Below are 19,850 nucleotides of genomic sequence, written 5' to 3' on the forward strand. Positions count from 1 at the left end.
AAAATATATCCTATTTCATCTTATAGCGTTCACCGGTGGCCTTTACCAGTTCTTCCAAAAATTCTTTGGGATACCCCGGACGTACCAAAGGAGCGCAATGACCGGTTTCAGGACGAAGTATGGTTCCATCTTTTGCCATCTTTTTCACAGCACCGTCATTATACTTCACAATCAAAAATTCGCCCAATTTCTTCCAGCTGTCTATTGCCGATTCGGCTGTCATGCAACTATAGTTAGTCAAGAACTCTTTTGCCTTTACAGGATCTTTTTCATATAAGCTCATGGCAGAAGATTCAATGCCAGCCTGTGCATTCGCATAAGTATCTTCCAAATTATTTTGAACGGCACGCATATCATCAATCATCAGGCTATAACGTGGACGAATCATATCGGCCACCCAATTATAAATCCAAAATGCAGAGTCCCATGAAAAAGTTACACAGTCGGCTTCTTTACCGCTATAACAGTCAGGAATACGATCCGAACAACAATATACAGGAGCAAACACTGTCATATTAGCATCATCTGTTCCAAACCATAATACTCCCCCTATTGCATCGGGCAGGTTAGCACGCATCTGTGCCACAAAAGTGAAAGCCGTTTGCTGAGTCGAAATGGGACGTTCATTGAAATATTCCTGATCTCCTACTTTAAAACTCAAGGGAGACAGACGATAAGGAGTTTTAAACGGACCGGCACCGGGATCATTAGTTATATCCAGTGGAGTACCCTCATAGTGATCGCGCATAGCCGCTTGTACATCACGTACTGAAAGTTTACGGGAAGGCTTGATATAAAGAGGCATCGGTTCTTTGCTGTCCCCCTGAATATAAGGAAGATAGGTATCTCCCACCGACTTGTTGAACATATTATAGAAACTCCATACACGCGCTTCACAGAACCGTACACCACCAAAATCTAAAGGATTATATGCCGCCGAGAAACTGAAATCTTTATTCATACCGTCAAAATAACCTTTTTCACGAGCGAAAGAAATCACATCCGGAGAGTAAAGACAATTATCCTTGTCATTCATATTGAACTGATGAATCCGGCTCTGATTAGCATGTGCGGCAATACAATCATCCGGTATACGGACTGCTACCCATACAGCACCTTTCACACCGGGACCCTTACCGATCATCTCCAAAATCCAGACTTCATTGGGATCAGCGATACTGAATGATTCGCCACTGCTATAATAACCATATTCTTTTACTAAATCCGTCATTACCTGTATGGCTTCTTTAGCTGTACGAGAACGCTGGAGAGCTACATAAATCAAACTTCCATAATCCATAATACCGGTAGAATCAACCAATTCCTCCCGTCCACCAAAAGTAGTTTCACCTATGGTTACCTGAAATTCATTCATATTACCTATCACATTATAGGTTTGACGCGCTTCTTTTATTTGCCCTAAATATTTGCCCGAATCCCAATCATAGATATCACGCATGGTTCCTTTTTCATGCATACCGGCAGGATAGTGATACAACTCGCCAAACATTCCGTATGAATCAGCGGAATAAGAAACGATAACAGAACCATCAACCGAGGCTCCCTTACCTACAATCAGGTTAGTGCATGCCAAACTCTCTGTTATTGCCGCCAATAGAAAGGCAGCACCTAAAATCAGTTTATTCTTCATTAATATATAACTTTTTAATTGTGTATAATACTTATTTTACCATCAAAATTCATATTCCTCTTTTGTTTCGTTTCCACAATAATCTGTCACCACCAATTCCAATTTATGGGCGACTCCTTTTTTTAACCGTTCAGGATGCTTCATCCACAATTTCGCATTTTTGGAACTGAAACCGAATAAGGCAAATTCGCCGTCTATCTTCACCTTATAATCCTTAATACCCGTTTCCGCATCTCCTATTTTGAACTGAACCTTACCTGTCTTCCATTGTGCCTTATTTAATGGGGTCACTCGTGGAGACAAAGTATCTATAGCTACGGTATAGGTTCCCAGTTCACGGATGGAAGTCTTCATCCAACCATTTTCATAAATTCCTCCTGCTGAACCTTTCCTTTTTCCCCACTTACGGGCCACATAATATTTCGACGTATCCTCTACAGGAAGATGGCGTACCCCGATCATCAGCGTGCACCCAGCCTGCAAAGCTACTGGCTCATCGTGCAACTGGTACTCGTAAGATATTGCGGCTGTATCTTTAACCACATGACAGTTCAGTGCCACATCCTCATACAACATTCCTCGGGGGATAACCAGTTCCATACCCGGTTCCTGAACCACATTACCTTTATTCCATGCCAAATAATGTTTTACCTGCGGATGATATTCCTCTATCGGCTGCCTACGGCCACGCACAATGAAACGATAAGTCGACTTATTCCCGTATAAATCAGCTAATTCATAACGAAAATGATAATCACGTTCTTCATCAATCGTAACCACCCCTCCTTCATCATTGGCTTGCAACATGCGCAAACTATTTCCGGGAAGAATCTGTGAGCGCATCACCCAATTATGCCTCTTTACATTCTCCTCATAGTCTGTCCAGGCATTAATCATCCGGTTCTCTTCGGGCAAAACGCCATCCACCGTACTGCGAAAAACTTCTGTCGTATCCACATAGAGTACCACGGAACGCACACCATAATTATTATGTGTGCCATCCATATAGTCGTATGCCTTAATGCCAGCGGCTATTTTCCCCCAAGCAGAAACCGGTTGTCCCAAAGAAGCAACAGATATGGATTTTTTTCTTTGTGAGCCTTCCACAACTCCAGCGCCCCGCTGCGGATAAAGCATAATCATTGACGCACGTGGCGGAGTAGTGTCTTTAATTTTATCGGTATAGAACTGTAAGGGATCTATCAATTCACCAGTATCCGTACGGCGTATCTCCATATGCAGATGCGGTCCGAAAGAATACCCTTCATTACCGCTTAAAGCAATGATTTCTCCAGCTTTGAAACTGACCTGATGAGGCTCGAATTTCAAATCCACAGCAAAAGTTTCATGCCGATATTGATATTCCTCCACCACTTTTGCCACTGCAGAAGCAAATTTCAACACATGTCCATATACTGAAGTATATCCATTGGGATGCGTAATAAAAATAGCCTGCCCATATCCTCCGGGAGTAACCAGTACACGGCTCACATATCCGTCGGCAATGCAATGAATAGGTTTTCCCACCTCTCCCTGGGTTTTAAAATCCACTCCTCCATGAAAGTGGTTAGAACGCAGTTCACCGAAATTACCGCTCAGAATAAGCGGAAAATCAAAAGGAGGACGGAATACAGGAGCAGCCGGTTCTTCCTGTGCCCGTACAGCAAGAACACTGCCCAAAGCTGCTATGATTATATAATTTCGTAAAGTCATTTTCTTTATTTTATGGAGAACTCATCACAAAAATTTTGAATCTCTCCGCAAACTTACAAATAAAAAACAGAATATCCCTTAAAACAATGTTGCTAAACATACATTTATTACGAAAAAAACATATCCGGACAAAACCTACTTTTCTGACATTTTGTTATCTTTGAGGCAGTCAAACCCCTTAAATGTGACAATTATGATAGTAGGAATTCCTAAAGAAATCAAAAACAACGAGAATCGTGTATCATTAACCCCTGCAGGAGCACACGAGTTGGTACAGAGAGGTCACACGGTGTATATACAACACACCGCAGGTATAAACAGCGGATTTTCCGATGAAGAGTATGAGAAAGTCGGAGCGCGTATCCTTCCTACTATAGAAGATGTGTACGCCATTGCCGAGATGATTATAAAAGTCAAGGAACCCATCGAATGTGAATATAACCTGGTACGTAAGGGCCAACTGGTATTTACATACTTCCATTTTGCCTGTGACAAAGAATTAACGGAGGCAATGATGCGTAGTGGTTCAGTATGCCTAGCTTACGAAACTGTAACAGACAAACAAGGAGGACTGCCTCTGCTGATTCCCATGAGTGAAGTGGCGGGACGAATGTCCACTCAGGAAGGAGCACGTTTTTTGGAGAAGCCTCAAGGAGGACGTGGCATCTTGCTAGGTGGAGTTCCCGGTGTCAAGCCAGCCAAAGTGCTGGTATTAGGCGGCGGCATTGTAGGAACCAATGCAGCTTTAATGGCTGCAGGATTAGGGGCTGATGTCACAATCTGTGATATTTCATTACCCCGCCTGCGTCAGTTGAGTGAGTTCATGCCTAAAAATGTAAAAACATTATTCTCGTCCAGCCACAATATAGAAAAAGAACTGCCAACAACTGATTTGATAATCGGTGCAGTTCTTATCCCCGGTGCAAAGGCTCCCCACCTCATAACACGCCCTATGCTGAAACTGATGAAAAAGGGTACTGTACTGGTAGATGTGGCCATTGACCAAGGAGGATGTTTTGAAACCTCCCATCCCACAACTCATGCCGAACCCATTTACGAAGTAGACGGTATCATCCATTACTGTGTGGCAAATATTCCGGGAGCCGTGCCGTGTACTTCAACCTTGGCATTAACCAATGCTACACTGCCATACGCTATCAGATTGGCAGATCTTGGTTGGGAAAAAGCTTGCGAAAACGATCCGGGACTAAAAAACGGCTTGAATATTGTAAACGGAAAGATTGTGTTTCCGGCCGTAGCAGAAGCCTTTGGCTGGAAAATTTAATAAAGTATGGATCCTAATGGAAAAAGGAAGGCCTATCATGAAAGGTCTTCCTTTTTTACGGAATAACATTTATAAGGATTATCATCTCATGATTTTTCAAGCACTTCCTCTACGGATTCTTCCCGCTGTTTCTTCCCAATCCGACTTACAATCCAAATGCTGACTTCGTAAAGCAAATACATAGGCACAGACACCATCATCAATGTAAAGACATCTGACGTAGGAGTGATAACAGCTCCAACTATCAGAATAATAACAATAGCATGACGACGATACCGCTTCATAAAATCAGCCGTAAGAAATCCCAGTTTGGCAAAAAGCCAACAAAGGACAGGAATCTCGAAAACAATCCCCATCATCAGGCTCATCATCATCAATGTATCCATATACGAAGACAAAGTAATCGTGTTCTCCACTTCCATACTGACCTGATAGGTAGCAAGAAAACGGAAAGTAAGAGGGAAAATCAAAAAATAATTCAAAAGAACTCCCATCATAAAAAGAAAATAGCCCCACCCTACAATCCGGGTAGAATATTTCTTTTCATTCTCGTATAAAGCCGGCGAAACAAAACGGAACAACTGATAAATAACATAAGGAGATGCCAGCAAAAAACCCGTATAAAAAGACACGCTCATATGAGTAATGAATTGAGCCGCCAATTGGGTATTGATCATTTTCACATAAAACACTTCCGGACATAATGAAGGCATAGCCATGAAATCAGCTATCCGGCAAAAAAAACGATAAATAATGAAATCAGCATTCTTAGGCGCTAGAACAATAGCAAAAAGCTCATCCTTAAACAAGAATGCTACCAACATTAGAAATACCACAGCCACTGCAATACGGAACAAGACATGGCGCAGTTCTTCCAGATGATCCCAAAAAGTCAGTATCTTCTGCTGTTGTTCCATCATTTGTCACTCTTTCGTTTCCCCTTTCTTATCTTTTCCATCTATATCATCCTCCACCCCGTTCATCCCTTCCTTAAAACTCTTAACCCCTTTGCCCAACCCCTTCATCAGTTCGGGTATCTTCTTCCCACCAAAGAATAAAAGAACAATCAATGCAATGAATAATATTTCCTGCATTCCTAATCCTAAAAATAATAATGTGCCTGTCATTTTATCTATTAACTATTAAATGATTTATCAAAAACCAAAGTCATCCATTTACCGGGATCTCCATCCATGACAGCTACCAGAACATAGCCAGCGCCACCATTTTCAGGCTGTTTCACAATTTGCAGCATAACATCAAATGTTTACAACTTATCTTTTTGCAATAGCTTTCAACAAAGCATAGCCACCAAAAATCTGGAGCAACATGCCCGGAATTCCAATCCGGAAATCCTGTGCCGCCAAATAGAAATCACCGACAAGAGCCCATTCTATCAAGGTACCCACCACCTGATATGCCATAACAGTCCCCAGCAATGCAGGAATCGTAATCTTACGGAAACGATCTGCCATATATCCCGCCACCAACGCCAACAATACCGACTTTACCAATATAGCCGGAAGTATGGTCACAGAAGGCATTCCAAACAAGAAACTATTGACAAGCGGAGAAAGAACAGCCGTCAACATCCCCACTTTGAATCCATATTTATAAGCACCTATTAATGTGAAGAAATAAATGGGTAACATAGCAGGTCCACCCAAATGCACCAAATGACAAAGTTGCGGCAATACCACATTACCTACAATAAACACGAATGCAAATAAATAAGTATTTGCGTTTGTGTAATTTAACGAATAGAGTTTTGTTGTTGATTCCATGAATACTAACCTTTCATTTAATTTCTGCAAATATAATCATTTCATAAAGCAAGCTCAATCTTTTTTTTCCCTTTTCTTGTTTATATTATCAAATATTCTTCTATCTTCGCAATAGATTGATAAAATTACAACTATGAAATATTATAAATTCATCTATTTTTTAGCCTTCGTCCTTGGAATGTCAACATGGGCACAGGCACAAAGCACTCCTTGTACCGGAAATGCATATAGCACAAACGCAGACTTCTTCCGTGCCTCAGCATCAGCTCAGAGCGGTGATGCCACTGCCTCCAAAAAGAAGGCGGTCATTGCAGCCCGTACCGCAATAACCAGCCAGATCAAAGCAAAGGCGGAAATGGCTGCCAAGTCTCAAAAAAAATTCGGTAATGCAGAGTGGGAACAGTTCTCAGATCTGATCCATATGGCTACCCAGCAAGAGGCTGCTAACTTAAAAGTAATCTGTGAAAACAGCCGGCAGAGCGGTGGTAAATATAAAACAAACGTTGTGGTAGAATTGCCTAAAGCAGGAGTTCTGTCCACAATCATCAACCAAATAAAAAGTGATGATAAATTAAAAGGACTTTTTGAAGAAAGCCAGTTTAAGCAAGCGTTTTAAAGCCACTTGAATCCATCAGAGGAGTCAATGCAGTTTAAAAGGAAAACCTATTACATCAACCTAATCTTGACAGATTTATGGAAAAGTTGTACGATTACCTTCCCCAGCAATTGGTTACTTTCATTCTGGTGACCTTGTTCTCTTTACTCATCGGTTTATCCCAACGGAGAATCAGCCTGAAACGAGAGGGGGAAACTACGCTTTTCGGCACAGACCGGACTTTTACTTTTATCGGCATTTTGGGATATCTCCTCTATATACTTGATCCTAAGGAAATGCATTTATTTATGGGAGGCGGAATAATTTTAGGTATGTTACTGGGCATCAATTATTATGTCAAGCAATCCCAGTTCCACGTGTTTGGAGTGACAACAATCATCATCGCCCTTATCACCTATTGTATGGCTCCTATCATAAGTACACAACCTTCCTGGTTTTACGTGATGATGGTAGTCACCGTGCTTCTTTTCACAGAAATGAAACACACCTTCACAGAACTTGTACAACGGATGCAGAATGATGAAATGATCACACTGGCAAAATTTCTGGCTATCAGCGGTATCATTTTGCCCATGCTACCCAAGGAACCTCTCATACCGGGTATCAATCTCACTCCATACACCATTTGGCTGGCTACTGTAGTCGTATCGGGTATCTCCTATTTGTCCTACCTGCTGAAGCAATATGTTTTCCGCGAATCAGGCACTTTGGTTTCGGGCATTATCGGTGGTCTGTATAGCAGCACCGCTACCATTTCCATCCTTGCCCGCAAATGCAAACGGATACAAGCGCATGAAATACCGGAATATGTATCTGCCATGATGCTTGCTGTCAGCATGATGTTCTTACGTTTCATGATTTTGATCCTTATATTCAGCACTTCCATCTTTCTGAATATTTACCCCTATCTGCTCATCATGTCTGCAACCGCCGCCGGCATCGGCATATTCATCCATAAAAAGCATACTATAAAAGGCGAGCGCGAAGTTATTGAAGAAACGGAAACGGAAAGTAATCCACTGGAATTCAAAGTCGCTCTGATCTTTGCTTTATTATTTGTAGTATTTACATTTCTGACTCACTATACATTGGTTTATGCAGGAACAGGAGGTTTGAGTATTCTCTCCATTGCAACAGGATTAAGTGATATCACTCCTTTCATACTAAACCTGTTACAAGGCGGAAACATTCCGGCAACCATTGTAGGGGCCTGTATCATGCAAGCTATCATCAGCAACATCGTAGTGAATATGTTCTATGCCATATTTTTTTCCTCCCGCAGAAAAGAAATGCTGCCTTATGTATGGAAAGGATTCCTCACTGTCATTGGAGTAAACGCTGTACTATTACTCATCTATTACTTCTAAATTATATTCTCATAAAAAAACATGCGGATAACAGGATTTTTCAGACAATCCATATCATCCGCATACTTTTTAATATTCTAATAAATCCCTATCAGAAAAGTAGAATATAAGCCAATGAACTAAGACTGATCACCGCCCAAAGAGCAACACCTTGAATCAGAGGTTTCATACCTACTTGCTTCAATACATCCATAGACAAGGAAGCTCCAATAAAGAACATGGTAATAATCAATCCTTTACGTGCCAGTCCGGAAACAGCCTGCCCGAATTGAGGCACACCATCCAGCACATAAGTATTCAGAATGATAGCCACAACAAAATAAAGGATAAACCAAGGAATGCTTACTTTCTTACCGCTTCCCTTGAAAATAAAAGAAGTAGCGAATGCCAAAGGAATAATCCAAAGTGCACGGGTCAGTTTGATTGTTGTCGCCACTTTCAACGCCTCTTCACCGTATGCCGCACCTGCTCCCACCACAGAACTCGTATCATGAATAGCAATAGCTGCCCAAGTACCAAACTGTTGTTGATCTAACCCAAACATATGGCCTAACACCGGAAAAATAAACAAAGCGATGGCATTCAATACAAAGATAGTAGCCAAAGCCACAGACATCTCACTATCTTTAGCTTTCAATACAGGACCCACAGCAGCAATAGCGCTTCCCCCACAAATTGCAGTACCCGAACTGATAAGATAAGCCGTATCACGATCTACCTTCAAAAGTTTATGCCCTATAAACATACCTATAATCATTGTACCGATTACAGAAATGATCGTGAATTCCATTCCTTCCTTACCGGAAGCCAGAGAAGCCTGAAGATTCATACCGAACCCCAATCCCACTACAGAATATTGCAACAAATATTTAGAAACCTTTTTATTGAACTTAGGATAGGCCTGTCCGCAAACTAATGCAAATATCAACCCCAGAAATAAAGATACGGGGGGAGTGACCCACTGGGAAAATGAAGCCAATACCGGAATATAGTCCATCAACAAAAAGACCGTTAACGTGGAAAGCAAACCTACATAAATAGTTTTGCTGTTTTGCTGTAAAGCTGTTACTGAAATCATATATTTTACTTTTTAACATTATTTCTCCATTTCGGGATGCAAAGGTAATATATGTTTCAAAAACAATCTAATCGTTTTTAATTATAAGTTATAACTTTTCCTTATAATGATTGGCAAATTGCATGAACAGAGCCGGGAGCCCTGTATCCTGCCCTTGCAATTGGACAAAATCAAATTCACGAAACATCACCAGGTCTTTTATATCCAATACTTTAAACTTCCCTGAATACAGTTCTTTATTAATAGACCGGATAGACAAAATCCCCATGCACTCACTATTTTCCAGAAATAATTTAATGCTCTCTGTACTTCCCAGGTGCATACGGATAGTAAGGTCCGATAACTTTATGTTGTGTTTATGCAAAGCGGTAATCAATACATCCAATGTTCCCGAACCTCTTTCACGAAGTACAAGAGGAACTTCTTTCAATTCATCCAAAGTTATCTCATCATAATCCATCCACTTACTATGAGTATGGACGATAGCCACCAGCTCATCTTGCAGAAAAGGAGTATATTTCAAATTAGGTTGCCGGGTATTTCCCTCTACCAGTGCCAAATCTATACGATGTTCCTGCAATGCCTTTTCCACCTCAGAGGAGTTCCCGCTGAAAAGTGATAAAGACACTTGCGGAAACTTCTCGATGAAGCGGGCCAGCAAAGGGGGAAGCACATATTGGGCAATTGTAGTACTGGCTCCCAAGCGCAACTCACCGGTATGCTCATTACGTAATAAGTTCATCTCGTACTCCAAGCGTCCGTAATCTTCCAAAATTTTCTCACAATGCTCCAACAACAACCTGCCTGCATCAGTCAGCAAGATCTTGTTCCCCATTCGCTCAAAAAGGCGTGTCTGGTACATCGTCTCCAATTCCTGAATATGCTTGGTTATAGCCGGCTGACTAATAAACAGCTCTTGCGAAGCCTTTGTAAAGCTGAGGTTTTTCGCAACACTACTGAATACTCTTAACCTGAAATCAGACATGTTTTTTAATGATTATAGTTCGTCTGCTTTAATTCCTAACGACTGTAAAACAGCGAATCCAAACATCTCCCACTGATAAGCGACTTCACTGGTTGGAGGATTCATACCGAATACCGTCATTTTTTCTTTTCCGTCCACCTTATTTAATATAGCAGGAACTTTATCTCCATATTCTTCTTCGGCAGGGACAATAATCACCCGTTTCACCTCTTTTGCATCAACCACCACTCTCAAAGACTCCAGAAACAACTCTTCGCGACTAGCCATATCCGATGGTTCGAAAGAATAAAGTGCAAACTCTCCCAACTGGCTTTTGAAAGCCACGTTATTTAATTCCTTTTCCAAATCCGACGGCTGAAAAGCATCCATTTTCTTACTTTCCTCGTCATAAATAAATAATACCTGAACTGCATTCTCCCCCAAGGGTATTCCACTATCCAGTGACAGACATTCCAACAACACCGGTAAATCCGCTTTCGGCAACTTACGGCCCACCACGTCACCAAAATGTTTGGATAAATCACCCGCCACCCTGTCTACATAGGCTACATCCACCAGAATTACAGTATCTGCAAACTTTATTTCATTTGTCATCTCGTTTTCATTTTATGATTTCGATGCTAAGATAGCAATTATCATCTGCTTGCAAAAAGAGTTATCTGCCTTTTTGTGTACAATTCGGACTTTTTTTCATTTAAAAGCCGGAAAGCCTGCCATTTTGTCTTCTTATTTTACTTCATTAGCTTTCTTTTTCTTTTTGGCAAACTATTTGACGATTATCAAATGAAATCGCAAAAGCCACTGAACAAAGCAGTGACAGTTACGTTTTCAATAGGTATTTGAATAATATTTAGAAAGGAGATACAATATGAATTTTAACAACTTCACAATTAAATCACAGGAGGCAGTGCAACAAGCGGTGAACATAACTCAAGCCCGCGGACAGCAAGCTATCGAGCCTGTGCATCTGTTGGCCGGAGTACTGAAAGTAGGTGAAAACGTCACCAACTTCATTTTCCAGAAATTGGGAATGAACGCCCAGCAGATCGCATTGGTCATCGACAAGCAAATTGACTCGCTGCCTAAGGTTTCGGGAGGAGAACCTTACCTTAGCCGTGAAAGCAACGAGATATTACAAAGAGCCGTACAGTATTCCAAAGAGATGGGTGACGAATTCGTTTCACTGGAAGCTATTATCCTAGCCTTGTTGAATGTAAAGAGTACTGTCGCTACCATATTGAAAGACGCGGGAATGACAGACAAAGAGCTGCGCTCCGCCATAGCAGAACTACGTAAAGGTGAAAAAGTAACTTCACAATCCAGTGAAGACACTTATCAATCCTTAAGCAAATATGCCATTAATTTGAATGAGGCTGCCCGCAGCGGAAAACTTGATCCGGTTATCGGGCGTGATGAAGAAATACGTAGGGTATTACAAATATTAAGCCGCCGTACCAAGAATAATCCGATTTTAATCGGTGAGCCGGGTACCGGTAAGACCGCCATTGTTGAAGGCTTGGCACACCGTATCATCCGAGGTGATGTACCCGACAACTTGAAGAACAAACAAATCTTCTCATTGGATATGGGCGCACTGGTTGCCGGAGCCAAATACAAAGGTGAATTTGAAGAACGTCTGAAATCTGTTGTCAATGAAGTAATCAAAGCCGAAGGCAGCATCATCCTGTTTATCGATGAAATCCATACCTTGGTCGGAGCCGGTAAAGGTGAAGGTGCCATGGATGCCGCCAATATATTAAAACCCGCCTTGGCCCGTGGTGAGCTCCGCAGCATCGGAGCCACTACTTTGGACGAATATCAGAAGTACTTCGAAAAGGACAAGGCATTGGAACGCCGGTTCCAAACCGTTATGGTAGCCGAACCGGACACGCTGAGCACCATCTCCATTCTCCGTGGATTGAAAGAACGTTACGAAAACCATCACAAGGTACGTATCAAAGATGAAGCCATCATTGCCGCTGTAGAATTGAGTAACCGTTACATTACCGAACGTTTCCTTCCGGACAAGGCTATTGACCTGATGGATGAAGCTGCTGCCAAATTGCGTATGGAACGTGATTCCGTGCCTGAAGAACTGGATGAAATCTCACGTCACCTGAAACAACTGGAAATTGAACGTGAGGCCATCAAACGTGAAAAAGACGAGCCGAAATTACAACAACTGAATAAAGAGATTGCCGAACTGAAAGAACAGGAAACCTCTTACAAAGCCAAATGGCAGAGTGAAAAGGAACTGGTCAACAAGATTCAGCAAAACAAGCAGGAAATAGAACAATTGAAATTTGAAGCCGAGAAAGCGGAACGTGAGGGAGATTACGGTAAAGTAGCCGAAATCCGTTATGGAAAATTACAGGCTTTAGAGAACGAGATCAAGGATATTCAAGAAGACCTGAAACACAAGCAGGGTGACAGTGCCATGATAAAGGAAGAAGTTACCGCTGAGGACATTGCCGATGTTGTTTCACGGTGGACAGGGATACCGGTCAACAAGATGCTGCAAAGCGAACGTGACAAATTGCTTCATCTGGAGCAAGAATTACATTTGCGTGTGGTAGGTCAGGATGAAGCCATAGCAGCCGTATCCGATGCCGTACGCCGTAGCCGTGCCGGATTACAGGACCCGAAACGTCCGATAGGTTCATTCATCTTCCTGGGTACTACCGGTGTAGGTAAGACAGAACTTGCCAAAGCATTGGCCGACTACCTGTTTGATGACGAGAGTCTGATGACGCGTATCGACATGAGCGAATATCAGGAGAAACACTCTGTATCCCGTCTGATCGGAGCGCCTCCCGGATACGTAGGTTACGATGAAGGCGGTCAGTTGACAGAAGCCGTCCGACGCAAACCATACTCTGTGGTATTGTTTGATGAAATAGAAAAAGCACATCCCGATGTGTTCAATATTCTGCTGCAAGTTTTGGATGACGGACGTCTGACTGACAACAAGGGACGTACGGTAAACTTCAAGAATACAATTATCATCATGACTTCCAATCTGGGCAGCGCATACATTCAAAGCCAGTTCGAAAAGATTAATGACGAGAATCGCGAAGTGGTGATTGAAGAGACGAAGAAAGAGGTAATGTCCATGTTGAAAAAAACGATACGGCCGGAGTTTCTGAACCGTATAGATGAAACAATCATGTTCTTGCCTTTGAACAGAGAAGAGATAGAACAGATTGTGATGTTACAAATCAACGGTATCAAGAATATGCTGGCCGGCAACGGCATTACTTTGGAAATGACCGATGAGGCCGTCCGTTTCATTGCCAGCACAGGCTATGATCCCGAATTCGGTGCCCGTCCCGTGAAACGTGCCATCCAACGCTATTTGCTGAATGATTTGTCCAAAAAGCTATTGTCACAGGAAGTGGACCGAAGCAAACCGATTATCGTAGAAACAGCGGGTGACGGATTAAAATTCCGCAACTAGAATGTTACAAACAACCAGTAAAGATAAGGTCTTATCTTTACTAAGCAAAAGGGGTGTTCATCATGCACCCCTTTTTTCGTTAACTATAGCCCTCTATCTGCAATATTTTGAATATTTCCTTAACCAATATGTTTCCAATAGCTAAAAAACGGCAATAAGCTCATAAAACAGTTTAATCAGCCATCTCTACTTCCTTTTTTCATTTTTGTATAAGAAAAAGAAAACTGAAATACGGCAAGATTCAGAACAGCCTGTGTAGACTGGTATATTTTTACAATATTGAAAAACATAAGAAACTTATTCATCCGAAAAGAGTTCATTGAACTGGATAATCGTAAAAAAAGATAACCTACTGTTTTATTATCAAACATATACTGAAACTTCATACCTGTATGATATGTATCACTTGTAAGATATATAATCTTTCACCTGTAACATTACTAATCTTACAGCCCACACATTAGTAACGTGTCGCCCCACACGTTACTAACTTTCCGGCATGCAGGTTACTAACCTCTCAAACGTCCTGTTCTTTTCTGAAAAGAACAAGGTCTTTAAAAAAAAGAACAAGACGTTTTCATTGAAAGAACAAGAGCTTTTTAAAATTTGACCTGTTGTTTTTTTCCATAACGGTATCTACATGCCGAAACGCCTTATTTTTCCTTCAGATCTTTCAGCCCCTCCGCAAACACCCTGCCCGTCGGCATTCCGGCTGAAGGATTGAGGTTATGGAATCCTTCAGCCAAGTGGAAATGTTTCAGCCGGTTTTATTTTCGGAGGAGTGGTTGTTCTGAAGGATATTTTCCGGCTGAAACATTTCGTGAGGTATATCCTTCAGCCGGAATGCCGACGGGCAGGGTGTTTGCGGAGGGGCTGAAGCTTATGAAGGATTTTTCAGGATATTCTCTACAGGGCATTATAAACGACCGTATCCCACTGAAAAAGGTAATATATGTTCATAGACAAAGTATGTGTACTTCATCGGCAAAGTAAGTGGTGTTATTTCGCCAATGAAGTACACATACTTTTTTTACCAATAATGCCGGTAAACAAAAAGCCCGTCAAGCAGTTTACAATCTACTTGACAGGCCTTTCCCTTTCGCTTTATTTCAATTATTCAGCAACAGCTTCTTCCACTTTGTCAGCAGAATCTGCCGGAGCTTCTACAAATTCAGTAATACCATTGTTTACCAAAATATTGTACCATGAAATCAGTTTCTTGATATCTCCGTTATGGACACGGTCACGATCATAATTTGGCAAAACTTCTGCAAAATAAGCATGCAACTCATCGGCTGATGCTTTTTTATAATTGATAGAAGCAACCGCTCCATTCTCTTTCTTCTTTACCGCTTCCAGCACTTCGCTCAAAGGCACTTCTTCTGCATCTGTGTACATAGCAATATCCGCCAATGAGATAACTTTGTCATGAGCATAAGCAGGAACTCTTTTCTTAGCCGCGTCAACTGTTTCTACAATCAACATGTTCTTTCCTTGAGAAATCAATTTATATAATCCCGGTTTGCCCGCGATTGATAAAATGGTCTTTAACATACTATTCTATTTTATATTTATGGTTTGAGGAAGCAAAAGTACAATTCACCAATGAAACTCCCAAATTTATAGTATGAATTTTTCGGTTTTTAATTGTTCTACTATTCTGTTCAACTGGGGTATGAGCAATTGCACCCCGTCATTCACCACCGTGAAATCGGCCCGCCGACGCTTTTCTTCATCATCCATCTGGGCAGCAATACGTGCCCGGACTTGTTCCTCGCTGGCTCCGTCACGATACATGGCACGCTGTATACGCAGTTCTACAGGTGCATAGACCATTATTACCGCATCTACCGTATCCTGAAAACCGGCCTCATACAAAATAGCCGATTCCATACCCACTATCTCACACTTTTCCTGACGTTCCACCCATACGGTAAAATCTTTCCGTACCCGGGGATGGATAATGGAATTGATTTGGAGCACATGCGCCGGATTGGAAAACAGATAGGAAGCCAGCAACGGCTTGTTTAACAGACCATCCTTATAAACCTCCTCACCTAACAAAGCAATCAGTTCCCCACGAATTCCGGCATCGAAAACAGTAAGGCGTTTCGCTTCATTATCCGCATTATACACTGGGATATGCATATTCTCCAGCAAATGGGAAATGTATGATTTTCCACTGCCGATGCCACCGGTAACCGCTATCTTAATCATTGAATTTAATTCGTTGTTCTATCAAATAATCCACCTCCTTGGGATTCAAACGGACGTGGTTCACATATCGGGGGATGGATTTGAGATTGACCGGACACTTCTCCCCCTTATTGTTCAACAAAGACTCATAAGTCACCCCGATAAAGAAATCCTCGGAAGTGATGGACTTGAAATGACTCAGACCTACCTGAAAAGTCACCTGAACCTTGGAGGGAAAAGTGCGAAGTACTTTATCGGGCGGAAAATTGATGCCACGTATAGGCACCTCCACACTTTTTTCAGCGTAAATATCTACCAATAAAGTCACATCATCAAAAGAGGGAATGAATTTCGCTCCACGTACATCGGCCAGATTCACCCTGCGACGAACGGTGTCTGCCACATCTTCAAAGTTCAATGCCTGTGTATAAGCAGCCGTGATGGTATCCAAAATCTCTTGAGGAGCATAAACCATCACTGAATCCGGCGAGTAAATGATATCCGAGATATAATACTGACGGTCCAAAGCCACCTTGCCTTGCAATTTCACGGGCACCTTCTTTGCCTTCCCTTTTGTATAAATAAACTCCACAGTATCCGGCCGTATGGTCAGCAATTTGGTTGTCTGATTCAACTGGACCGAAATCTTTTTCATTAAAGCTGAAACCGGAATCCGGACACGACTTCCTTTATCCTCATAGTCCTTAAAGTCCACAACAATGGGATAGAATGTCTGTCCCAGCATATAGTTAGCCAATACAGTTCCCCTGTCTTTCACGCCAATACGCAGTTCGTCAGGAAGTTCGGAGGTCAGCACCACATCACTAGGTACATTCTTCAACCGTAACGGAACGGAGAATTCCGTTTCATAATCATCATTTAACACCTGAAGCAACCAAAAGCAGAAAGATACAAATACAAAAAACAAGAAAATCAGGAACTCCCTGCTATTACGGCTAAGCAGGAAGCTTCTGATTCTCTCTAAAGTCTTTAAATAGTAAATACGTATGTTCCTTTTGTCGAACATGTTGTTATGTCATTTACTTTGCCTGTTGTTGGTTGGATGCAGCATTAGCGAAGATAGAATTTCTATCAATTTTAATCTTAACGCCTGACGCTATTTCCAAAACAACCGTATTATCTTCTATTTCTTTTATCTTTCCGTATATACCACCTGCAGTGATCACTTCCTGACCCACTTCCAGGTTCTTGCGGAAATTAGCAATTTCTTTCTGTTTTTTATTCTGAGGACGAATCATGAAGAAGTACATAATAGCGAAAATGGCTACCATCATAATAAGGAAAGAGTAATCTCCTCCACCCCCTGCCTGCAGAAATACAAATAATAAGTTCATACTTTCTATGTTTTTTAGTTTATAATACCGTTATTCTTCAATAACAAACAAAGATATTAATTTTTTGTTAGCTTATTCTCTTTTTTTAATGAATTAACGATTCCATCCAAAGTACCGTTAATAAAGCCACCGCTTTTCGGAGTGCTGTACAGTTTGGCTATTTCCACGTACTCATTCAGTGAAACGCTGACCGGGATATTGGGAAAACTCAGGATTTCAGCCAAAGCGATCTGCATAATGACCACATCCATGAAAGCCACACGGTCTAAATCCCAGTTCTTTGTATTTTCGCTAATCAGATGACGATAATAATCGGCATTCAAGATAGTACGACGGAACAAACGGCGCGCGAAGTCTTGATCCTCCTCATCTTTAAATTCCGGCAACAATTCCTGTTTTGCACCATTCTTCTCATCGAAACGCTTGATGGTCTTCAACACAAAGGTATCCACGATTTCCTTATCATCATTCCAATACAAACTTTGGTCCTCCAAAACCTGATCCAGTTCGATATTATTGAAAATAATATTTTTATATAGCTTGCGCCACAATTCACGGTCTTCCTCATACGAAGAAGTCTCACTGGCCATATATTCCTTATATATATCGCTTTCTAAGATTTTATCACATAAAGTCTTTACGAAATCAGCTTCATTCTCCCAAGTTTTCTTCTGATTGTTCGAAAACTCCAGCAGCTGTTTGTTTACCTCCAGCTGTGCAATAAAGCGGTTTTCCACAAATTTGGTGTTGGGAAACAATTCTTCCTTAGTAGGGACCAGTTTGTTTTTCGCAGCATTCAGTCGTTTGTTAGCCTGTTTAGTTACCTCTACCATTAAAAGCAGCAGATAGTTGTATAAGTCATACGCTTTAGAAAGGCTGAAAAATAACTCTTTTTCCGCTGTATCCAAGTTTTTGCCTCCGTTCTGATAATAAGCATAGACTATCTGAACTATCTTAAGACGAATAAGAACTCTATTTATCATAATTCACATAAAATTATTAAGGAGTTGCAAAAGTAGGTATTTTCATTGATTTTACATAACATAATTACATTTTTTAATGTAAAATTTACATAGAGCTATCTAAATCGCTTTTTTCATCGAAGTTTATCCGCAAATTCTTTGCCCATTTAAAAAAAATGTCCAATTTTGAAGCCGATTTATAAAGATACTTAAGTTATGGAAGATTATAAAAAGAAAAGTGTAGTGGATGGTGACAAAGAAATTGTTTTTTCAAAAGCAATTAAAGCCGGCAAACGTATTTATTATTTAGATGTGAAGAAAAACCGAAAAGATGAAATGTTTTTGGCTATTACCGAAAGCAAGAAGATTGTTTCGGGAGAAGGTGATGACTCGCAAGTAAGCTTCGAAAAACATAAGATTTTTCTATATAAAGAAGATTTTGAGAAGTTCATGAACGGTTTACAACAGGCTATACAGTTTATTGCCGAAGAGCAAGGTCCTATTGAACCTCATCACACTGAAAATGAAGAACAGGAAACGACCGAAGACGCTCACAAGCCGCTTAGTCCGAATGAAATTAAAATAGATATCGATTTCTGATTCCAACCGATAAAGAAAGCACAATGATAAAAAAATTGTGCTTTCTTTTTGTCAAGTCGGAAATAAGCAGTAATTTTGCACCGCTTTTTCAAGCTCATCGTGTGATATACCACATCGTGTGATGGCGAATTAAGCAATAAGATCAACTTAATTTAGAGTAACACAAAAAATTAAAAAACAATGAAATCAATTGAAATTAAAGGTACTGTCAGAACAGACGTAGGAAAGAAAGCAACTCACGAATTGCGTAAGAACAATGGTGTTCCTTGTGTATTGTATGGAGTGCAGAAAGACGAAAACGGCTTGCCCGTAGCTACTCACTTCTCCGTGCCCACCGAAGGACTCCGTAACTTGGTATACACACCGCACATCTATGTTGTAGACTTGAACATTGACGGTAAAATAGTAAACGCTATTTTGAAAGATATCCAGTTCCATCCTGTAACGGATGCAATCCTTCACGTTGACTTCTATCAGATTGATGAAGCTAAACCCATCGTTATGGAAGTTCCTGTTCAGCTGGAAGGTTTGGCAGAAGGTGTACGTGCCGGTGGTAAATTGGCATTACAATTGCGTAAACTGAAAGTGAAAGCTTTATACAATGTAATTCCTGAACGTCTGGTTGTTGATGTAACTTCTTTGGGTCTGGGCAAGACTGTCAAAGTGGGCGAATTAAGCTATGAAGGTTTGGAATTGATTAACGCTAAAGAAGCCGTTGTTTGTGCAGTTAAATTGACTCGTGCCGCTCGTGGTGCTGCTGCAACTGCCGGCAAATAATCAGTAACCTTTTAATCCTTATCA

At 41.1% G+C, this 19,850-nt stretch carries 19 protein-coding genes; 6 read left to right on the plus strand and 13 right to left on the minus strand.

The genetic code is table 11. The features are described from left to right. Positions 1-10: 10 nt before the first annotated feature. Entirely contained in the window at positions 11-1,651 is a 1,641-nt protein-coding gene (locus tag BVU_RS19075) for a C69 family dipeptidase (RefSeq protein ID WP_005841585.1), read from the minus strand. 42 nt (positions 1,652-1,693) lie between these two features. Continuing rightward, positions 1,694-3,364 (minus strand): M23 family metallopeptidase, encoded by a 1,671-nt coding sequence (locus BVU_RS19080; RefSeq protein WP_005841587.1) that lies wholly within the window; start codon positions 3,362-3,364, stop codon positions 1,694-1,696. Between the two features lie 193 nt (positions 3,365-3,557). Between BVU_RS19080 and ald the strand changes: the two genes are divergently transcribed. Further along, positions 3,558-4,649, plus strand: a complete 1,092-nt coding sequence (gene ald, locus BVU_RS19085) for an alanine dehydrogenase (protein ID WP_005841589.1) — start codon at positions 3,558-3,560, stop codon at positions 4,647-4,649. Positions 4,650-4,735: 86 nt separating this feature from the next. Here the strand turns inward: ald and tatC are convergent, their stop codons facing one another. The 3 genes from tatC to BVU_RS19100 form a co-directional block, all read right to left on the minus strand. Beyond that, positions 4,736-5,566 (minus strand): twin-arginine translocase subunit TatC, encoded by an 831-nt coding sequence (tatC, locus tag BVU_RS19090; RefSeq protein ID WP_005852112.1) that lies wholly within the window; start codon positions 5,564-5,566, stop codon positions 4,736-4,738. A 6-nt stretch (positions 5,567-5,572) separates the two neighbouring features. Continuing rightward, the gene (locus BVU_RS19095) at positions 5,573-5,776 is read right to left on the minus strand and encodes a Sec-independent protein translocase subunit TatA/TatB (RefSeq protein ID WP_005841594.1); all 204 of its coding nucleotides are present in this window, start codon (positions 5,774-5,776) and stop codon (positions 5,573-5,575) included. A gap of 147 nt (positions 5,777-5,923) precedes the next feature. Continuing rightward, positions 5,924-6,433 carry a hypothetical protein gene (locus BVU_RS19100; protein ID WP_005841596.1) on the minus strand — a complete coding sequence of 170 codons (510 nt, stop codon included), beginning with the start codon at positions 6,431-6,433 and terminating at the stop codon, positions 5,924-5,926. A 133-nt stretch (positions 6,434-6,566) separates the two neighbouring features. On the opposite strand from BVU_RS19100, the gene BVU_RS19105 reads away from it, so the two are divergent. Continuing rightward, the gene (locus BVU_RS19105) at positions 6,567-7,049 is read left to right on the plus strand and encodes a hypothetical protein (RefSeq protein ID WP_012055908.1); all 483 of its coding nucleotides are present in this window, start codon (positions 6,567-6,569) and stop codon (positions 7,047-7,049) included. A 77-nt stretch (positions 7,050-7,126) separates the two neighbouring features. Beyond that, positions 7,127-8,416, plus strand: coding sequence for an MgtC/SapB family protein (locus BVU_RS19110; RefSeq protein ID WP_005841600.1), 1,290 nt, complete (start codon positions 7,127-7,129; stop codon positions 8,414-8,416). A gap of 91 nt (positions 8,417-8,507) precedes the next feature. On the opposite strand, the gene BVU_RS19115 is transcribed toward BVU_RS19110, so the two are convergent. From BVU_RS19115 to BVU_RS19125, 3 genes are all read right to left on the minus strand, one after another. After that, a complete protein-coding gene (locus tag BVU_RS19115) occupies positions 8,508-9,494 on the minus strand; it encodes a YeiH family protein (protein ID WP_005841601.1) in 987 nt (328 codons plus the stop codon). 88 nt (positions 9,495-9,582) lie between these two features. After that, complete coding sequence (locus BVU_RS19120) at positions 9,583-10,479, minus strand: LysR substrate-binding domain-containing protein (RefSeq protein ID WP_005841603.1); 897 nt, start codon at positions 10,477-10,479, stop codon at positions 9,583-9,585. A gap of 12 nt (positions 10,480-10,491) precedes the next feature. Further along, the gene (locus BVU_RS19125) at positions 10,492-11,073 is read right to left on the minus strand and encodes a DUF6621 family protein (RefSeq protein ID WP_005841605.1); all 582 of its coding nucleotides are present in this window, start codon (positions 11,071-11,073) and stop codon (positions 10,492-10,494) included. A 274-nt stretch (positions 11,074-11,347) separates the two neighbouring features. Between BVU_RS19125 and clpB the strand changes: the two genes are divergently transcribed. Beyond that, positions 11,348-13,936 carry an ATP-dependent chaperone ClpB gene (gene clpB / locus BVU_RS19130; RefSeq protein WP_012055909.1) on the plus strand — a complete coding sequence of 863 codons (2,589 nt, stop codon included), beginning with the start codon at positions 11,348-11,350 and terminating at the stop codon, positions 13,934-13,936. A gap of 1,113 nt (positions 13,937-15,049) precedes the next feature. Here clpB and BVU_RS19145 read toward each other — a convergent pair. The 5 genes from BVU_RS19145 to nusB form a co-directional block, all read right to left on the minus strand. Then, a complete protein-coding gene (locus tag BVU_RS19145) occupies positions 15,050-15,490 on the minus strand; it encodes a DUF5606 family protein (RefSeq protein ID WP_012055911.1) in 441 nt (146 codons plus the stop codon). A 66-nt stretch (positions 15,491-15,556) separates the two neighbouring features. Next, positions 15,557-16,153, minus strand: a complete 597-nt coding sequence (gene coaE / locus BVU_RS19150) for a dephospho-CoA kinase (protein ID WP_012055912.1) — start codon at positions 16,151-16,153, stop codon at positions 15,557-15,559. Next, positions 16,146-17,159 carry a CdaR family protein gene (locus BVU_RS19155; RefSeq protein WP_005852250.1) on the minus strand — a complete coding sequence of 338 codons (1,014 nt, stop codon included), beginning with the start codon at positions 17,157-17,159 and terminating at the stop codon, positions 16,146-16,148. Before BVU_RS19155 ends, coaE begins: the two co-directional genes overlap by 8 nt. Before the next feature lie 13 nt (positions 17,160-17,172). Beyond that, positions 17,173-17,487 carry a preprotein translocase subunit YajC gene (gene yajC / locus BVU_RS19160; RefSeq protein ID WP_005841619.1) on the minus strand — a complete coding sequence of 105 codons (315 nt, stop codon included), beginning with the start codon at positions 17,485-17,487 and terminating at the stop codon, positions 17,173-17,175. Between the two features lie 56 nt (positions 17,488-17,543). Beyond that, entirely contained in the window at positions 17,544-18,470 is a 927-nt protein-coding gene (nusB, locus tag BVU_RS19165) for a transcription antitermination factor NusB (RefSeq protein ID WP_005841621.1), read from the minus strand. Between the two features lie 195 nt (positions 18,471-18,665). Between nusB and BVU_RS19170 the strand changes: the two genes are divergently transcribed. Continuing rightward, a complete protein-coding gene (locus tag BVU_RS19170; protein WP_005841624.1) occupies positions 18,666-19,049 on the plus strand; it encodes a PUR family DNA/RNA-binding protein in 384 nt (127 codons plus the stop codon). Between the two features lie 180 nt (positions 19,050-19,229). Next, complete coding sequence (locus BVU_RS19175) at positions 19,230-19,826, plus strand: 50S ribosomal protein L25/general stress protein Ctc (protein ID WP_005841626.1); 597 nt, start codon at positions 19,230-19,232, stop codon at positions 19,824-19,826. The last annotated feature ends 24 nt before the right edge of the window (positions 19,827-19,850 follow it).

This window comes from Phocaeicola vulgatus ATCC 8482 (assembly GCF_000012825.1).
GTDB lineage: Bacteria > Bacteroidota > Bacteroidia > Bacteroidales > Bacteroidaceae > Phocaeicola > Phocaeicola vulgatus.